Below are 15,836 nucleotides of genomic sequence, written 5' to 3'. Positions count from 1 at the left end.
GCGTCTAAAGGCCCGACGCGGCCGCCACGATCCGGCGCTTGAGCGCCGGCGCGCGGTCCACGAGCCCCATGCCGACGTCCCGCAGCCCGCGCGTTCCGGGCGCGGCGAACAGCCGGTAGAGCGCGTCCGTCGCGGTCGCGACGCTCGCGACCTCGAAGCGCCGCGCGCTTTCATAGCCGTCCAGCACAGCGTCCGAGCCGATGTCTTCGCCCGCGCGGGCGGCGGCGGCGACGATCCGGGACAGCGCCGCGACGTCTCGGAGCGCGAGATTGAAGCCCTGCCCGGCGAGCGGGTGGACCACATGGCCGGCGTCACCCACCAGCGCGAGCCGCCTTCCCACGAAGCTTCGCGCCAGCACGAAGCGCAGCGGAAACGCGCCGCGCGGGCCTGCGAGGCTCAGGCGGCCATAGTCCGGGCCCGCGCGCCGCTCGGCCTCGCGCAGAAAGGTCGCGTCATCCGACTGCGCGATGCGCTCGGCCTCCGGCCGGCGCTCGCTCCACACCAGCGAGGAGACGTGCCCGCCGAGCGGCAGCATCGCGAAGGGACCGCCGGGGAGGAAATGCTGGACCGCGACCCCACGATGCGGCGCCTCATGGGCGAGCGTCGCGACCAAGGCCGTCTGGTCATAGGCGAAGGCGTAGGTCGGAACCCGTTCGCGGGCGCGGATCGGCGACCCGGCGCCGTCGGCCGCAGCGAGCAGGCGCGCGGCGGCCTCCCCGCCGTTCGGCAGCCCGAGCCGAACGTGGCCGCGCTCCTCAGAGTGGCTTTCAATCGGCTGCGCCACCAGGTCGACCTCCGCGGCCCGCGCACGCTCGAGCAGCCGCGTCCGAAGCGCAGCGTCGAACACCATGTGGGCGAACGGCGCGCCATCCGCGCGGGCCTCGCCGAGCTCCAGGAAGGTGGGACGGACCGCAGCCTCCAGGCGGCTGTCGGTGATGCGCAGCCCGGCGACCGGCGCGGCGTCATCCGGCCAGACGCCGATGCGCTCCAGCAGCAGCCGCCCGTCTGCGGCGATCATCGAGGCGCGGGCGTCGCGCGGCAGCGCGCGGCCGAGCGCCGGATCGAACACCGCGACCCGCAAGGACGGCCCGAGCTCGGCCTTCAGCGCCAGCGCGAGCGTGAGCCCGGTCGGCCCTGCGCCTGCGATCGCAACGTCCAGCGTCTGGGAGGGTCCTCGGATCATGGCGCGAGGCATAGCATGAAAGCCGGCGCGCCGGCCGTCATGCGGGGCGGCATTTCCACGATTTGACGAGCCAGCCGGGATGATCCTCGCCCCACTCGACGATCACCGTCTGGGCCTGGACCAGACAGGCCATGACCGGGCCTGAGAACTCGATCCGCTCCTCGCGGCATTTGTCGGCCTCGCCCTGGAGACAGACATGCATCAGGACGGCGAACAGCATGGCTCTTGTCTCCACCGCGAGCGCATTTCGGCATCAACTCGCGCGATCCCCTTTCCGTTCTACGTTCCGGGCCCGCCCGCCGATCATCGCCCGGCTGTGCCTCAGAGGTTGACGGCGGCGGCGTCCCGGCTCCTCCTCTGGACTGTCGCCCGCAGGGGAATCGCTTCGTGTCCGCCATCTCGCAACTGCTCGACATCCTCGACCTCGAGCCTCTGGAGCGAAACCTGTTTCGCGGCCGGAGCCCGCAGACCGGGTGGCAGCGCGTGTTCGGCGGCCAGGTGATCGGCCAGGCGCTGGTGGCGGCGACCCGGACGGTCGACGGACGTTGGCCGCACTCGCTGCACGGCTACTTCATGCTGCCGGGCGACCCCGCGGTGCCGATCATCTACGAGGTCGACCGCATCCGCGACGGGCGCAGCTTCGTCACGCGCCGGGTCGTGGCGATCCAGCACGGCCAGGCGATCTTCTCGATGTCCGCCTCGTTCCACCGCGAGGAAGAGGGCTTCGAGCACCAGATGGACATGCCTGACGTGCCGCGGCCGCACGAACTGCCTGACGAGCAGATGCTGAAAGAGCGCCTGCTGCCCGACATGCCGGAGGCGATCCGCAACTATTTCGAGCGGGAGCGGCCGATCGAACTGCGGCACGCCGATCCGATGCGCTATGTCGACGGCAAGCCGCGAGGGCTCGGCCAGAATGTCTGGATCCGCACCACCGGGCCGCTGCCGGACGAGCCGGCGGCGCATCAATGTGTGCTCGCCTACGCCTCCGACATGACGCTGCTCGACTCCGCGCTGGCGCCGCACGGCGCGTCGGTGTTCTCCGGTGAAATACAGGCCGCCAGCCTCGATCACGCCTTGTGGTTCCACAAGCCGTTCCGGGCCGACCAGTGGCTGCTTTACACCCAGGACACGCCGTTCGCCGGCGGCGGTCGCGGCCTTACCCGTGGCCGCATCTACACCGAGGCCGGCGAGCTCGTGGCGTCGGTCGCCCAGGAAGGCCTGATCCGCCGTCGCGCAAAATCCTGACTGGCTGCCGCTTTAATCGCCAGTGCTCAGCCGGAGCCGGAACAGCCGGGCAAACCTGCATAGATTCTATGCAGGTTGACGCCTAAGTGGGCGAAAAGCCGCCTTCCGGGCTTCCTTAGCCGGCCTCATGCCTCCCCACGGCCTCAAAATTCCGGATCGGCGCCGCCGATTTGGAGTTGGCACGCGCCTTGATTGCAGAGGCGGCAAGGCGCGGCCGCCAGAGGGCTGCGCCGTGTGATCATCAACTGTCGACCGTTCGGGCGCGCTTGCGCGGACGGTGGGCCAACGGGGAACGAGACGCATGAAACTCGTGATGGCCATCATCAAGCCGTTCAAGCTGGACGAGGTGCGCGACGCCCTGACCGGCATCGGGGTCCACGGCCTGACCGTCACCGAAGTGAAAGGGTACGGGCGCCAGAAAGGGCACACCGAAATCTACCGCGGCGCCGAGTACGCGGTGAGCTTCCTGCCGAAGCTGAAGATCGAGGTCGCCGTTGCGTCCGCCTCCGTCGACAAGGTGGTCGAGGCCATCGCGGCGGCGGCGAAGACGGGCCAGATCGGCGACGGCAAGATTTTCGTCTACGCGATCGATCAGGCCCTGCGCATCCGCACCGGCGAGACGGATGTCGACGCGCTTTGAGCCGCGTCCGACGCCCCCTTCCCCTTCTCAAGACGTCTCGGGAGTTCACTCGATGAAACTGGGTTCCGTACTCCGCTGGGGAGCGCCGGCTCTGGCCGCCGGCCTTCTGGTCGCGGCCGCCGCTTATGCGCAAGAGCCCGGCGTGGCCGCCGCCGCCGCGCCTGATCCGGCGCCCACCGTCGACAAGGGCGACACCACCTGGATGATGATCTCCAGCGTGCTGGTTCTGCTGATGACCGTGCCGGGCCTCGCGCTGTTCTACGGCGGCCTCGTCCGCCAGAAGAACATGCTGTCGGTGCTGATGCAGGTCTCGACGATCTGCTGCCTGATGATGGTCGTGTGGGTGATCTACGGCTACAGCCTCGCCTTCGGCGAAGGCGGCGCCTTCATCGGCGACTTCTCCAAGGTGTTCCTCTCCGGCGTGACCACGGAATCGACTTCGGCGACCTTCACCAAGGGCGTCGCCATTCCGGAATACGTCTTCATCTGCTTCCAGATGACGTTCGCCGCCATCACCCCCGGCCTGATCATCGGCGGCTTCGCCGAGCGCATCAAATTCTCGGCCGCGATTCTGTTCGCGGTGCTGTGGGGCACCTTCGTGTACTTCCCGGTCGCCCACATGGTGTGGGCTTCGAACGGCCTGGTCTTCGGCTGGGGCGGCCTCGACTTCGCCGGCGGCACCGTGGTGCACATCAACTCCGGCGTCGCCGCGCTGGTCGGCGCCCTGCTGCTCGGAAAGCGCCTCGGCTACGGCAAGGAAATCATCGCGCCGCACTCGCTGCCGATGACCCTGATCGGCGCCGGCCTGCTGTGGGTCGGCTGGTTCGGCTTCAACGCCGGCTCCAACCTCGAAGCGAACGGCGTCACCACGCTCGCGCTGATCAACACCTTCGTCGCCACCGCGGCCGCCGGCCTCGCCTGGATGTTCGCGGAGTGGATGACCAAGGGTAAGCCCAGCATGCTCGGCCTCGCGTCGGGCATCGTGGCCGGCCTCGTCGCCGTCACGCCGGCGGCGGGCCTCGCGGGTCCGATGGGCGCGCTGGTGCTCGGCGCGGTCGCGGCCGTGGTCTGCTACATCGCCTGCACCGGCCTGAAGAACGCGCTCGGCTATGACGACAGCCTGGACGTCTTCGGCATCCACGGCGTCGGCGGCATCGTGGGCGCGATCGGCACCGGCATCGTGGTCGCGCCGGCGCTCGGCGGCGTCGGCGTCGCCGACTACACCATGGCCGGCCAGGTCCTCACGCAGATCAAGGCGGTGCTCGTCACCGTGGTCTGGACGGGCGTGGGCAGCTTCATCCTGTTCAAGATCGTCGACGTTCTGGTCGGCCTCCGCGTCAGCCCGGACGCCGAGCAGGAAGGCCTCGACCTCGTCTCCCATGGCGAGCGGGCCTACCACGTCTGACGCAGCGCTCCCGGGGGCGGCCCCAGGGCCGCCCAACCTCCCAGGGCCCCGGCATCGCCGGGGCCTTTTTTCATTGGCGCTTCAATATTTTTCCCGCGGCGGCCCACAGTCGGCAAAGCCGCCAGCGGGATGCCGGGTAAGCGGCTCTTAACCCTCTTCGGCTACCGTCCTCCCGGAGATCGGAGAAAATCGATCAAGCGTTCACAAGGGATCGGCGTCGCAGATGCAGGCATCGGGCGGAGCAGCACGCGCGGCGGCGGCCGGCGCGGCGCCTCGGGTCTGTCACGGCCCGGGCGGGAGCATCCGATGAGCCTGCGCGCGATCAGAACGCGCCCGCGCGGCTTCCAGCCGGTGGCGATGCTGCCCGACGGCGTGCGCGCCATGCTGCTCAGGCGGGCGACGGAGCTCGGCGGGCTGTCGCTGGTCGCGGTCGCGGCGCTTTGCGGCGTCGCGCTCGCGACCTGGTCTGTGCAGGACCCGAGCCTGAGCCACGCCACCGACGGACCGATCCACAACCTTCTCGGGGGCGCGGGCGCGATCGTCGCCGACCTGCTGACCCAGCTGTTCGGGCTTGCGGCCGCAGCCTTCGTGCTGCCGATCGGGGTGTGGGGCTGGGCCCTGCTGACCCGCCGCTCGGTCGAGGGCGAAAAGCTCAAGCTGATCTCCTGGGCGATCGCCTCGGTGCTGCTGGCGGGTCTCGCCGGCCTTGTTCCGGCGCCGGCTTCCTGGCCGCTGCCGACCGGGCTCGGCGGCTGCCTGGGCGACCTGTTCGCCGTCGCGAGCGACGCGACGGGCCTCGGCTCCGGCGTCGGCCGACTGGCCGCCGGCGCCGCGCTCGCGATCTCCGGGGCGGCGGCGCTGGCGCTCGCCATGGGGGCGATCGCCCCGAGCTCGCGCGCCTTCGCTTCGGGCGGGGACGAGACCGCGCCGCGGCGAGAGCCTTCGGTCGCCCGCGACCGTCGGCCGGAGCCGGAGGCCGAGAATTTTGACGAGGAGGACGAGGACGACCAGCGGCTCGTGTCGCTCGGCCTCGTCGCGCACTGGGCGCTGTCGGCGCGCGCCGCGGTCGGCCGCGCGCTTTCGCGCGGCGGAGCCCGCCGGGACGATGACGAGCGCGCCCTGTCGCGCATTCTCGCCCGCGCCAGCCGCGACCCGGAGGATTTCAGCCCGCCCCGGCGCGAGCCGGCGTTCGGCGCTGGCGACGTCGGCCTCGACGGCGCGCCCGTCCGGGCGAACCGCCGCGCGGTGGTCGAAGACGAGCTGGCGGCCGTCCAGCCCGAAGGGCCTGCGCGCATCGCGCCGCCGGCAGGTCCGGTGCGGCCGGGCCGCCGGGCGGTCCGCGAGCAGCAGCCCTCGCTGCTCGACCGCGACGATTACGAGCTGCCGCCGCTCGCCTTGCTGGCCGAGCCCCGCAAGGGCGCCGCGCCCACGATCAGCCAGGACGCGCTCGAGCAGAACGCGCGGCTGCTAGAAGGCGTGCTCGAGGATTACGGCGTCCGCGGGAAGATCGGCAATGTGCGGCCCGGTCCGGTCGTCACCCTCTACGAGCTCGAGCCCGCGCCTGGCATCAAGTCGTCGCGCGTCATCGGGCTCGCCGACGACATCGCCCGCTCGATGAGCGCGGTCGCGGCGCGCGTCGCCGTCATCCCCGGCCGCAACGCGATCGGCATCGAGCTGCCGAACGCCCGGCGCGAGACGGTCTATCTGCGCGAGTTGCTGGCCTCGGCCGACTTCGAGAAGGCCAAGATGCGGCTGCCGCTCTGCCTCGGAAAGACGATCGGCGGCGAGCCGGTGATCGCCGAGCTCGCCCGCATGCCGCATCTGCTGATCGCCGGCACCACCGGCTCGGGCAAGTCGGTCGCCATCAACACCATGATCCTGTCGCTGCTCTACCGGCTGAAGCCCGAAGAGTGCCGGCTGATCATGATCGACCCCAAGATGCTGGAGCTCTCGGTCTATGACGAGATCCCCCATCTGCTGACGCCCGTCGTGACCGACCCGAAGAAGGCGGTGGTCGCGCTCAAATGGGCGGTCCGCGAGATGGAGGACCGCTACAAGAAGATGTCGAAGCTCGGCGTGCGCAACATCGACGGCTTCAACGCCCGCGCCGAGCAGGCGCTCGCCAAGGGCGAGGCCATCACCCGCACGGTGCAGACCGGCTTCGACCGCGAGACCGGCGAGGCGATCTACGAGCAGGAGGTGATGGAGATCGGGAAGCTCCCGTACATCGTCATCATCGTCGACGAGATGGCCGACCTGATGATGGTCGCGGGCAAGGAGATCGAGGGCGCGATCCAGCGGCTCGCCCAGATGGCGCGCGCGGCCGGCATTCACCTGATCATGGCCACCCAGCGGCCCTCGGTCGACGTCATCACCGGCACCATCAAGGCGAACTTCCCGACCCGCATCTCCTTCCAGGTCACGTCAAAAATCGACAGCCGCACGATCCTGGGCGAGATGGGCGCCGAGCAGCTCTTGGGCCAGGGCGACATGCTGCACATGCAGGGCGGCGGCCGGATCAGCCGCGTGCACGGCCCGTTCTGCTCCGACGCCGAGGTCGAGGCGATCGTGCAGCACCTCAAGCGGCAGGGCCGTCCGGCCTATCTCGATTCCGTGCTGGCCGAAGAGGACGACGCCGGCGCTGGGGACGACGGCGCGGTGTTCGACAAGGGCTCGTTCGGCGACGAAAGCGCCGACGTCTACGACCAGGCGGTCGCGATCGTGCTGCGAGACAAGAAGTGCTCGACCTCCTACATCCAGCGCCGGCTGCAGATCGGCTACAACCGCGCCGCCTCGCTGGTCGAGCGCATGGAGAAGGAAGGCGTGGTGGGTCCCGCCAACCACGCCGGCAAGCGCGAGATCCTGCTCGCGACCCAAGAGGCCGACGACGACGCGGCGTGAGCCTCAGTCCTCCTCCAGGAGCCGGCTGACGACGAGTCAGCGTCGATTTTCCAGAGCCGTTCGCGCCGACGAACATCACGATCGGCGCGTCGAGATCGAGCTCCTGCACCCAGCGATCGCAGGCAGGTTGTATGGGTAGGCGGCGCAATCCTCGACCCGCGCCCATTCCATCCGCAACGAGATCAACACTCTCGGCGCTCCCGTCATGGCGCCACGTGAAATCGCCACGAACGGACCCTAAGTGCGTCAGCGTGTCGACCCGATCTCCTGTCATCCGCCTGAGGACGCCATTGCCGATGTTTCGTCTCCGCCCGCTCGCCGGCCTCCTGCTCCTGACCGCGGCCCTTGCGGCGGCGCCGGCCGCCGCTGATCCGCTGTTCGGCGGCCTGTTCGGCGGCAAGAAGAAGGGCGTGCCGGTGACGCAGCTCGATCCGGCGCAGCGCGCCACGCTCCAGCGCGTCAACGCCTATTTCAACTCGATCCAGGACATCACCGCGAATTTCGAACAGACCGGCCCGGACGGCTCCCGCTCCGTCGGCAAGCTCTACCTCTCGCGCCCCGGAAAAATCCGCTTCCAGTACGCGCCGCCGAGCCCGCTCGAGATCGTCTCGAACGGCAGTTCGGTGATCGTCAAGAACCGCAGGCTCGCCACGCAGGAGCTCTGGCCGCTCAGCCAGACGCCGCTGCGCTTCCTGCTGGAGGACAAGATCGACCTCCTCCAGGACGCCAACGTCAAGGCGGTCTATCAGGAGCCGGAGATGGTCTCGGTGGTGCTCGAGGAGAAGAACGCGATCGGCGGCACGGCGCAGATCCAGCTGCTGTTCAGCGGCCAGAACTATGAGCTGAAGCAGTGGACGGTGACGGACGCACAGGGCATGGACACCTCCGTCACGCTGACGGACACGACCCGCACGGCGAAGCTCGACCCGAACCTGTTCAAGATCGTCCAGCCGCGCTGGCCGACCCAGGCGCGCCCCTGAACCGGGCTGCGCGCGCTCACGCAGACGTGCGCTTGAACTCTTTCGGGCGGCCCCCCATCTCGGCTTTCGAGCGAGGCGTCGCCACTCAGGCTGCGTTCCCCCGTCGCGGCCATGGCTAAGACGCTTCGTTTCCGCCGTTCCTCCGATCGGCGGAGCGCCCAGCGCGCGGACGCCCGGCCTTTCCCCCCGGAGGCCGGGCGTCTTTGCGTCTGTCCCCCTGCGCGGCCGCCGCTTCCCGAACGTCCTAAGCGCAGGTAAAGGGAGCGCCCGCCTCTTCCCCGGTCGCCATGCCCGTCCGTCTCGCCACCTGGAACATCAACTCCGTACGGCTGCGCATCGGCCTCGTGGCGAAGCTCGTCGACGAGCACGCGCCCGACGTGCTGTGCCTGCAGGAAACCAAGTGCGCGGACGACTGCTTTCCGCTGAGCGCGGTGCGCAAACTCGGTTATGAGCACGTCGCGATCCACGGCCAGAAGGGCTACCACGGCGTCGCGACCTTCTCGCGCTTCGCCTTCGCGGCGACGGCGCGCGAGCGCTGGGCCGACAAGGACGACGCGCGGCATCTCGCGACCACCTTCGCCGAAGGGCCGCTCGCGGGGGTCACGGTCCACAATTTCTATGTGCCGGCGGGCGGCGACGAGCCGGACCCGGCGATCAATCCCAAGTTCGCGCACAAGCTGCAGTTTCTCGACGAGCTGACGCACTGGTCCGGCCGCATCGCCGAGACCGGGGGGCGCATCATGGTCGGCGACCTCAACGTCGCGCCGCATGAGAGCGACGTCTGGAGCCACAAGCAGCTGCTCCGCGTGGTCAGCCACACCCCGGTCGAGACCGACGGCATGAACCGGATGCAGGAAGCCGGACGCTGGGTGGACCTCGTCCGGCGCCACACGCCGCACCCCGAAAAGCTGTTCTCGTGGTGGAGCTACCGGGCGGCGGACTGGCAAGCCTCCGACCGCGGCCGCCGCCTCGATCACGTGTGGGCGAGCGCGGACGTGGCGGAGCGCATGACGGAGGTCCGGACGGTGCGCGAGGCGCGCGGCTGGGAGCGACCGTCGGACCATGTTCCGGTGGTCGTCACGATCGGCTGACGCTTCGGCTACTTGCGCAGCAGCGCCTCGACCGACCTGAGCTCGGCCACATTGGCCTGCACGCGCGCGGCGAGCCGGCCATGCAGCTTTCGGGCGAGGTCCGGATATTCCTCGAACAGCCGCGAGAACAGGCCGCGGGCGATCTTCAGCACTTCCGAGGGTTCGTGCGCGGTGGCGGTGGCGGGCCTGGTGGTATCGCAGATCAGCGCGAGCTCGCCGAGCAGCGCGCCGCGGCCGACCGATCGCGTACGTCCGCCGGCGCGCGCGACCGTCAGCGCGCCCGAGACCACGACGAAGCCTGATTCGGCGCTATCGCCTTCCCGGAACAGCACGTCGCCGGCGTTCAGCCGCACCCGGTCAGCCGAGAAGGCGACCAGCCGCAACGCATCCCGTCCGAGTTCGTCGAACAGCGGCGTCTCGCTTAGAGCCCGGATGTCGTCCTCAAGCGCCACGCGCCTCTGCTTTCGCCATGCGCCAAGCCGCCCTTAAGGGACGAGCTTGTAGCCCCCTGCTTCCGTGACGAGCAGACGCGCATTGGACGGGTCGGCCTCGATCTTCTGGCGAAGCCGGTACACGTGCGTCTCGAGCGTGTGAGTCGTCACGCCCGAATTGTAGCCCCACACTTCCTGAAGAAGCGTTTCGCGCCCGACGACGGACGAGCCGGCGCGATAGAGGTAGCGCAGGATCGCGGTCTCCTTCTCAGTGAGCCGGATCTTGGCGTTCTTCTCAGTCACCAGCATTTTGGCGCCCGGCCGGAACGTGTAGGGCCCGATCGAGAAGATCGCGTCCTCGCTCGCCTCGTGGCTGCGAAGCTGCGCCCTGACGCGGGCGAGCAGCACTGCGAAGCGCACCGGTTTGGCGACGTAGTCGTTGGCGCCGGCCTCGAGGCCGAGGATCGTATCGGCGTCCGAATCCTGTCCAGTCAGCATGATCACCGGGCCGCGGAAGCCGTTGCGGCGCATGATCTTGACCGCCTCGCGGCCGTCCATGTCCGGCAGCCCGACATCCATCAGCACGAGGTCCAGGTGGTCCGCCTTGACGGCCTCGATGCCCTCAGCCGCCGTCGCGGCCTGCGTGGCCTCGAATTCGTCGTGAAGGTCGAGCTGCTCCGCGAGTTCCTGGCGGAGGTCGGCGTCGTCTTCGACGAGGAGGATCTTGCGCTTAGTGGCCATTCAGCAATCTCTGAGGGTCGAGCGCCGAAACGGCGCAGGCGCCAGTCAAGTAGGGCGCCCACACCACATTTCGCAAGTCAGAGACGCCTTTTGGCCACGTCCCACACCCCAAAGAAGCGCCTTCTGGCGTCGATCCGCGTGTTCGGGCTGCCGTCCGACCGCGCAAAGGGCCGGCTCGTCGCGGGCCGGCTCGCATTCCGTTGCGCGCTCGGGCCGGCCGGAATCGTCGCCTCGAAACGCGAGGGCGACGGCGCGACGCCGCGCGCCGAACTTCCGCTCCGCAGGCTGTGGCGACGGCCCGATCGCGGCCCGCGGCCGCCGACCTTGCTCGAGGTCCGGCGCATCCGGCACGATGACGGCTGGTGCGACGCGTCCGGAGACCCGCGCTACAACCGCCCGGTTCGGCTGCCGTTCGGCGCGTCGCATGAGCTCATGTGGCGGCAGGACGGGCTCTACGACCTGGTGGTCGAGCTCGGCTGGAACGATCGTCCCGCGCAGGCCGGCCGCGGCAGCGCGATCTTCATGCACGCCGCCCGGCCCGGCTTCACGCCGACGGCCGGCTGCGTGGCGCTCGCGCCCGGCGCGCTGCGGCGGCTGATCGCCCGGCTCGGCCCCGAAACCGTGCTCCGGATCGGCTTGCCGCCGCAAAAGCTGCGCGGCGGCCGCCGTTAGTACATCTTAGCCAAGCGCTTGTTCTGACGAAGATGTCAGAATCGAATGACCTTCGTGAACTTGTGCGGGGGGCCGCAATCCCCATATTCTTCGTGCCCAAAGGGACCGCCGCGCCGCGGCGGCCGCGACGGGACAATTCGCGAGGATTGCAGACGATGTCCGACTTTAACCGCAACGCTTATGGCCGGGCCGGCTTCGGCGGGGTCGCTGCGCCGAGCGCTGCGATCGACCCGGGCCTCCGGTCCTACATGCTGAGCGTCTACAACTACATGTCGCTCGGCCTCGCCATCACGGGCTTCGCCGCGATCGGCGCCTTCATGCTCGCCGTCACCAGCGATCCGGCTTCCGCGGTCGCCACCGCGCGCGGCATGCACCTGACCCAGTTCGGCTACGCGCTGTTCGCCAGCCCGCTGAAGTGGGTGGTGCTGCTCGCCCCGCTCGGCATGGTGTTCTTCCTGTCGGCGCGCATTCACAAGATGAGCGCCGCGGCTGGCCAGATCGCGTTCTACGTGTTCGCCGGCCTAATGGGCCTTTCGCTGTCGTCGATTTTCCTGGTCTACACCGGGGCTTCGATCGGCCGCGTGTTCTTCATCACGGCGGCGGCGTTCGGCGCGCTCAGCCTGTGGGGCTACACCACCAAGCGCGACCTGACCGGCATGGGCTCGTTCCTGGTGATGGGCCTTTTCGGCATCATCATCGCCAGCCTGGTGAACATCTTCATCGGCTCGAGCATGGTGCAGTTCGTCGTGTCGGTGCTCGGCGTGCTGATCTTCTCCGGGCTGACCGCCTACGACACGCAGCGCATCAAGGAGATGTATTACGAGCTCGACGACAGCGACACGATGGGCCGCAAGGCCATCCTGGGCGCGCTGTCGCTCTATCTCGACTTCATCAACCTGTTCACGATGCTGCTGTCGCTGTTCGGCAACCGCAACTGACCAAGGCCGTTCCGGCTCCGGCCGGAGATCGAGCGGAAGGCCCCGGCGGAGACGCCGGGGCCTTTTTCATGTCGAGCGCTTGCGTGTCGCCGGCGCTGCTGCATCTTCGCCCGCGCAAGACTCCAGGGAGGCCGCCATGGCGAAGATGATCCACTCGATGATCCGGGTGCGCGACGAGGAAGCCTCGGTCGCCTTCTACCGGACGGCCTTCGGGCTCGAGGTGGCGGACCGCTACCCGTTCGACGGCTTCACGCTGATCTACATGGCGAACGAAGAGACCGGCTTCGAGCTGGAGCTCACCGTCAACGCCGGCCGCGACGCGCCCTACGAGCTTGGCGACGGCTACGGCCATCTCGCGGTGTCGGTCGACGATCTCGCGGCCGAGCACGCCCGGTTCGAAGCTGCGGGCCTCAAGCCGAACCCGCTCAAGACCATGGAGCGCGACGGCAAGCCGTTCGCGCGGTTCTTCTTCGTCTCCGACCCCGACGGCTACAAGATCGAGGTTCTGGAGCGCGGCGGCCGGTTCAAGTGAGCGGCCGGGCGCACTAGGGCCGCGGAGCGCGCCGAAGCGACCAGCAGGAGGACGCCGCCGCGGCCGCGCGTCGCCGGGCGGCCGGCGCGCTGGGTTCGAGAAAGCTTGCCAACCGGGCGAGCCCCGGTCAAAACCCCGGCGGCTCTCTGGCATACACAGATGACGAGGATCCCCATGGCGGCCCAAAAGCTTCTTCTTCTGCCCGGCGACGGCATCGGCGTCGAAGTGCTGGCGGAAGTCCGTCGCATCCTCGCCCTGATCGAGCAGAAGGGGATTCTCTCCTTCGAGATCGAGGAAGATCTCGTGGGCGGCGCCGCCTATGACGCGCATGGCGTGGCGATCACCGACGCCGCCATGCAGAAGGCCAAGGCGGCGGACGCCATCCTGTTCGGCGCGGTCGGCGGACCGCAGTGGGACGGCGTGCCCTACGACGTGCGGCCGGAAGCCGGCCTGCTGCGGCTGCGCAAGGACCTCGAGCTGTTCGCCAATCTGCGACCGGCGATCTGCTATCCGGCGCTTGCCGACGCCTCCGCGCTCAAGCGCGAGCTGGTCGACGGGCTCGACATCGTCATCGTGCGCGAGCTGACCGGCGGTGTCTATTTCGGCGAGCCGAAGGAGATCATCGACCTTCCGAACGGCCAGAGGCGCGCCGTCGACACCCAAGTCTACGAGACTTACGAGATCGAGCGCATCGCCAAGGTCGCGTTCGAGCTCGCCCGCGTGCGCTCGAACCGCGTGACCTCCGCCGAGAAGCGCAACGTCATGAAGTCGGGCCTGCTGTGGAACCAGGTCGTCACCGCGACCCACAAGCAGGGCTACGAGGACGTCCAGCTCGACCACATGCTGGCCGACGCGCTCGGCATGCAGCTGGTGCGCGCGCCAAAACAGTTCGACGTGATCGTCACCGACAATCTGTTCGGCGACATCCTGTCCGACGTCGCCTCGATGCTAACCGGCTCGCTCGGCATGCTGCCCTCCGCCTCGCTCGGCGCCGAGGATCCGGCGACCGGCAAGCGCAAGGCGCTCTATGAGCCGGTGCACGGCTCCGCCCCCGACATCGCCGGCAAGGGCCTCGCCAACCCGATCGCGATGATCGCCAGCCTCGCGATGGCGCTGAAATATTCGCTCGGCAAGCCTGACCTCGCGAACCTGCTCGACCGGGCGATCTCCGAGGTTCTCGCGGATGGCCTGCGCACGGGCGACATCTGGACCGAGGGCATGACCAAGGTGGGCACCTCCGAGATGGGCGGCGCCGTGCTCAGGAAGTTCGACGCGCTGCTCTCGGCCTAAGACGGCTCACCCGACGCGACGGAGACGACAAAAAGCCCGGCGGCCCCCGCCGGGCTTTCTTGTTGCCGACGTGCTCAGACGAAGAGCGGTCTTTCCCTCCCTCGCTGAGGGAAGCGTGGACGGGCGAAGCCCAGCCGGGTGGGATGCGCGTAGGACGGGGCGCCGGGACCTCCGCGCGCGCCTTCACGACGTCGGAGGTTGCCGACGGGAGAAGTCCCATTGCCGCGTCAGAGCTTGACGCGGGGCGGTCGGGTCACGAGATGCCGATGCGGAAGCCGCGAGGGCTTCAGTAGCCCGGCAGGTCCAGGGTGGACGGCAGCGGCGAGCGGCTGAAGCTGATGCTGTTCCGCGCCTGATAGGTGGGCTGGTAGAGCGCCGAGGTGTCGTATTTCGCGGCTGACGGAGGACCGTCAGGGGTGGTCCGCGTGTTGAGGTAGCTCGGCTGCTTGGTGATGGTCACGGAGACGCCGCCGCTGCTCGCCGGCTCCCACGGGTCAGCCGACGCGAAGGACGCGATCAGCGGGACCGCGGCGATCGCCGCGGCGAAGATAAATGAACGCGTCAGGGGAAAGGACATCGGTCTGGCTCCGGCGCCTGAGTGCCACAATCCCGCAACGCGGGAAAGCGGCTTTGGTTGCGCCAGATCGGCCGCGGCCGTTGAATTTTCCGCCGTTTCACGGCATTGGAACGCCCGCGGCAAGACGCCGCTGAACTGAAGAGCCGCGGAGCGCGGCTCTATGGAGCTTGCAATGGGTTATCGGATCGCCGTCGTCGGCGCCACGGGCAATGTGGGCCGGGAAATGCTGAGCATCCTCGACGAGCGGGAGTTCCCGGTCGACGAGATCGTCGCGCTCGCCTCGCGCCGCAGCCAGGGCACGGAAGTGTCGTTCGGCGACCGGACGCTGAAGTGCCAGACGCTCGAGATGTTCGATTTCTCGAAGACCGACATCTGTCTGATGTCGGCCGGCGGCGCGATCTCGAAGGAGTGGTCTCCCAAGATCGCCGCTCAGGGCGCGATCGTGATCGACAACTCCTCGGTCTGGCGCATGGACCCGGACGTGCCGCTGGTGGTGCCCGAGGTGAACGCCGACGCGGTCGCGGGCTACACGAAGAAGGGCATCATCGCCAACCCGAACTGCTCGACCGCCCAGCTCGTCGTGGCGCTGAAGCCGCTGCACGACGCCGCGAAGATCAAGCGCGTGGTCGTCTCGACCTACCAGTCGGTCTCCGGCGCCGGCAAGGAGGCGATGGACGAGCTCTGGAACCAGACCAAGGGCATCTACGTGAACCAGGCGCCGGAGTTCGAAGGCGGCAAGTTCCCGAAGCAGATCGCCTTCAACGTCATTCCTCACATCGACGTCTTCATGGAGGACGGTTACACGAAGGAGGAATGGAAGATGGTCGCGGAGACCAAGAAGATCCTCGACCCGAAGATCAAGCTGACCGCGACGGCCGTGCGCGTGCCGGTGTTCGTCGGCCACTCGGAGGCGGTGAACATCGAGTTCGAGCGGCCGCTCTCGGCCGATGAGGCGCGCGACATTCTGCGCGAGGCGCCGGGCGTGCTGGTGGTCGATAAGCGCGAGCCCGGCGGCTACGTGACGCCGATCGAGTGCGTCGGCGACTTCGCGACCTTCGTCAGCCGCATCCGCGAGGACCCGACGGTCGACAGCGGGCTGGCGATGTGGATCGTCTCCGACAATCTGCGCAAGGGCGCGGCGCTCAACGCGGTGCAGATCGCCGAGTGCCTCGCCAATCGCGGCCTGCTGAAGCAGGCGGCGTGAGGG

At 68.9% G+C, this 15,836-nt stretch carries 17 protein-coding genes; 12 read left to right on the top strand and 5 right to left on the bottom strand.

Annotated features, from left to right (window positions below; genetic code table 11):
• Positions 1-4: 4 nt before the first annotated feature.
• Entirely contained in the window at positions 5-1,183 is a 1,179-nt protein-coding gene (locus tag VM780_RS13885) for an FAD-dependent monooxygenase (protein ID WP_325448298.1), read from the bottom strand.
• A gap of 37 nt (positions 1,184-1,220) precedes the next feature.
• A complete protein-coding gene (locus VM780_RS13880) occupies positions 1,221-1,403 on the bottom strand; it encodes a hypothetical protein (protein ID WP_325448296.1) in 183 nt (60 codons plus the stop codon).
• Between the two features lie 167 nt (positions 1,404-1,570).
• Between VM780_RS13880 and tesB the strand changes: the two genes are divergently transcribed.
• The 6 genes from tesB (at position 1,571) to VM780_RS13850 (ending at position 9,448) form a co-directional block, all read left to right on the top strand.
• Positions 1,571-2,431: an acyl-CoA thioesterase II gene (gene tesB, locus VM780_RS13875; RefSeq protein WP_325448294.1), complete on the top strand. Its 861-nt coding sequence runs from the start codon at positions 1,571-1,573 to the stop codon at positions 2,429-2,431.
• A gap of 301 nt (positions 2,432-2,732) precedes the next feature.
• Entirely contained in the window at positions 2,733-3,071 is a 339-nt protein-coding gene (locus VM780_RS13870; protein WP_325448292.1) for a P-II family nitrogen regulator, read from the top strand.
• 52 nt (positions 3,072-3,123) lie between these two features.
• Positions 3,124-4,476 (top strand): ammonium transporter, encoded by a 1,353-nt coding sequence (locus VM780_RS13865; protein WP_325448291.1) that lies wholly within the window; start codon positions 3,124-3,126, stop codon positions 4,474-4,476.
• A 306-nt stretch (positions 4,477-4,782) separates the two neighbouring features.
• A complete protein-coding gene (locus tag VM780_RS13860; RefSeq protein WP_325448290.1) occupies positions 4,783-7,377 on the top strand; it encodes a DNA translocase FtsK in 2,595 nt (864 codons plus the stop codon).
• Positions 7,378-7,673: 296 nt separating this feature from the next.
• Positions 7,674-8,357 (top strand): LolA family protein, encoded by a 684-nt coding sequence (locus tag VM780_RS13855; RefSeq protein ID WP_325448288.1) that lies wholly within the window; start codon positions 7,674-7,676, stop codon positions 8,355-8,357.
• A 287-nt stretch (positions 8,358-8,644) separates the two neighbouring features.
• Positions 8,645-9,448: an exodeoxyribonuclease III gene (locus VM780_RS13850; RefSeq protein WP_325448286.1), complete on the top strand. Its 804-nt coding sequence runs from the start codon at positions 8,645-8,647 to the stop codon at positions 9,446-9,448.
• An 8-nt stretch (positions 9,449-9,456) separates the two neighbouring features.
• On the opposite strand, the gene VM780_RS13845 is transcribed toward VM780_RS13850, so the two are convergent.
• Entirely contained in the window at positions 9,457-9,900 is a 444-nt protein-coding gene (locus VM780_RS13845; protein WP_325448284.1) for a cyclic nucleotide-binding domain-containing protein, read from the bottom strand.
• A gap of 33 nt (positions 9,901-9,933) precedes the next feature.
• Complete coding sequence (locus VM780_RS13840) at positions 9,934-10,620, bottom strand: response regulator transcription factor (protein ID WP_325448282.1); 687 nt, start codon at positions 10,618-10,620, stop codon at positions 9,934-9,936.
• A 90-nt stretch (positions 10,621-10,710) separates the two neighbouring features.
• On the opposite strand from VM780_RS13840, the gene VM780_RS13835 reads away from it, so the two are divergent.
• From VM780_RS13835 to leuB, 4 genes are all read left to right on the top strand, one after another.
• Entirely contained in the window at positions 10,711-11,292 is a 582-nt protein-coding gene (locus tag VM780_RS13835; RefSeq protein ID WP_325448280.1) for a L,D-transpeptidase family protein, read from the top strand.
• 155 nt (positions 11,293-11,447) lie between these two features.
• Positions 11,448-12,230, top strand: coding sequence for a Bax inhibitor-1/YccA family protein (locus tag VM780_RS13830; protein ID WP_325448278.1), 783 nt, complete (start codon positions 11,448-11,450; stop codon positions 12,228-12,230).
• A 136-nt stretch (positions 12,231-12,366) separates the two neighbouring features.
• Positions 12,367-12,762: a VOC family protein gene (locus tag VM780_RS13825; protein ID WP_325448276.1), complete on the top strand. Its 396-nt coding sequence runs from the start codon at positions 12,367-12,369 to the stop codon at positions 12,760-12,762.
• A 174-nt stretch (positions 12,763-12,936) separates the two neighbouring features.
• Positions 12,937-14,052, top strand: coding sequence for a 3-isopropylmalate dehydrogenase (gene leuB / locus VM780_RS13820; RefSeq protein ID WP_325448274.1), 1,116 nt, complete (start codon positions 12,937-12,939; stop codon positions 14,050-14,052).
• A 286-nt stretch (positions 14,053-14,338) separates the two neighbouring features.
• On the opposite strand, the gene VM780_RS13815 is transcribed toward leuB, so the two are convergent.
• Complete coding sequence (locus VM780_RS13815) at positions 14,339-14,512, bottom strand: hypothetical protein (protein WP_325448272.1); 174 nt, start codon at positions 14,510-14,512, stop codon at positions 14,339-14,341.
• On the opposite strand from VM780_RS13815, the gene VM780_RS13810 reads away from it, so the two are divergent.
• Both VM780_RS13810 and VM780_RS13805 read left to right on the top strand, forming a co-directional pair.
• Positions 14,505-14,768, top strand: coding sequence for a hypothetical protein (locus VM780_RS13810; RefSeq protein ID WP_325448270.1), 264 nt, complete (start codon positions 14,505-14,507; stop codon positions 14,766-14,768). The genes VM780_RS13815 and VM780_RS13810 overlap by 8 nt on opposite strands.
• 33 nt (positions 14,769-14,801) lie before the next feature.
• Positions 14,802-15,833, top strand: coding sequence for an aspartate-semialdehyde dehydrogenase (locus tag VM780_RS13805; RefSeq protein WP_325448268.1), 1,032 nt, complete (start codon positions 14,802-14,804; stop codon positions 15,831-15,833).
• Positions 15,834-15,836 lie beyond the last annotated feature (3 nt).

This window comes from Hansschlegelia sp., assembly GCF_035538955.1.
Taxonomy (GTDB): domain Bacteria; phylum Pseudomonadota; class Alphaproteobacteria; order Rhizobiales; family Methylopilaceae; genus Methylopila.
The sequence above is the reverse complement of the archived record's forward strand: the minus strand, read 5'-3'. Positions and strand labels throughout refer to the sequence as shown.

Coding starts and splice junctions, on each gene's coding strand:
- VM780_RS13885 (WP_325448298.1), bottom strand. CDS start 1,183: ATGATCCGAGGACCCTCCCAGACGCTGGACGTTGCGATCGCAGGCGCA.
- VM780_RS13880 (WP_325448296.1), bottom strand. CDS start 1,403: ATGCTGTTCGCCGTCCTGATGCATGTCTGTCTCCAGGGCGAGGCCGAC.
- VM780_RS13870 (WP_325448292.1), top strand. CDS start 2,733: ATGAAACTCGTGATGGCCATCATCAAGCCGTTCAAGCTGGACGAGGTG.
- VM780_RS13865 (WP_325448291.1), top strand. CDS start 3,124: ATGAAACTGGGTTCCGTACTCCGCTGGGGAGCGCCGGCTCTGGCCGCC.
- VM780_RS13860 (WP_325448290.1), top strand. CDS start 4,783: ATGAGCCTGCGCGCGATCAGAACGCGCCCGCGCGGCTTCCAGCCGGTG.
- VM780_RS13855 (WP_325448288.1), top strand. CDS start 7,674: ATGTTTCGTCTCCGCCCGCTCGCCGGCCTCCTGCTCCTGACCGCGGCC.
- VM780_RS13850 (WP_325448286.1), top strand. CDS start 8,645: ATGCCCGTCCGTCTCGCCACCTGGAACATCAACTCCGTACGGCTGCGC.
- VM780_RS13840 (WP_325448282.1), bottom strand. CDS start 10,620: ATGGCCACTAAGCGCAAGATCCTCCTCGTCGAAGACGACGCCGACCTC.
- VM780_RS13830 (WP_325448278.1), top strand. CDS start 11,448: ATGTCCGACTTTAACCGCAACGCTTATGGCCGGGCCGGCTTCGGCGGG.
- VM780_RS13825 (WP_325448276.1), top strand. CDS start 12,367: ATGGCGAAGATGATCCACTCGATGATCCGGGTGCGCGACGAGGAAGCC.
- leuB (WP_325448274.1), top strand. CDS start 12,937: ATGGCGGCCCAAAAGCTTCTTCTTCTGCCCGGCGACGGCATCGGCGTC.
- VM780_RS13810 (WP_325448270.1), top strand. CDS start 14,505: ATGGTCACGGAGACGCCGCCGCTGCTCGCCGGCTCCCACGGGTCAGCC.
- VM780_RS13805 (WP_325448268.1), top strand. CDS start 14,802: ATGGGTTATCGGATCGCCGTCGTCGGCGCCACGGGCAATGTGGGCCGG.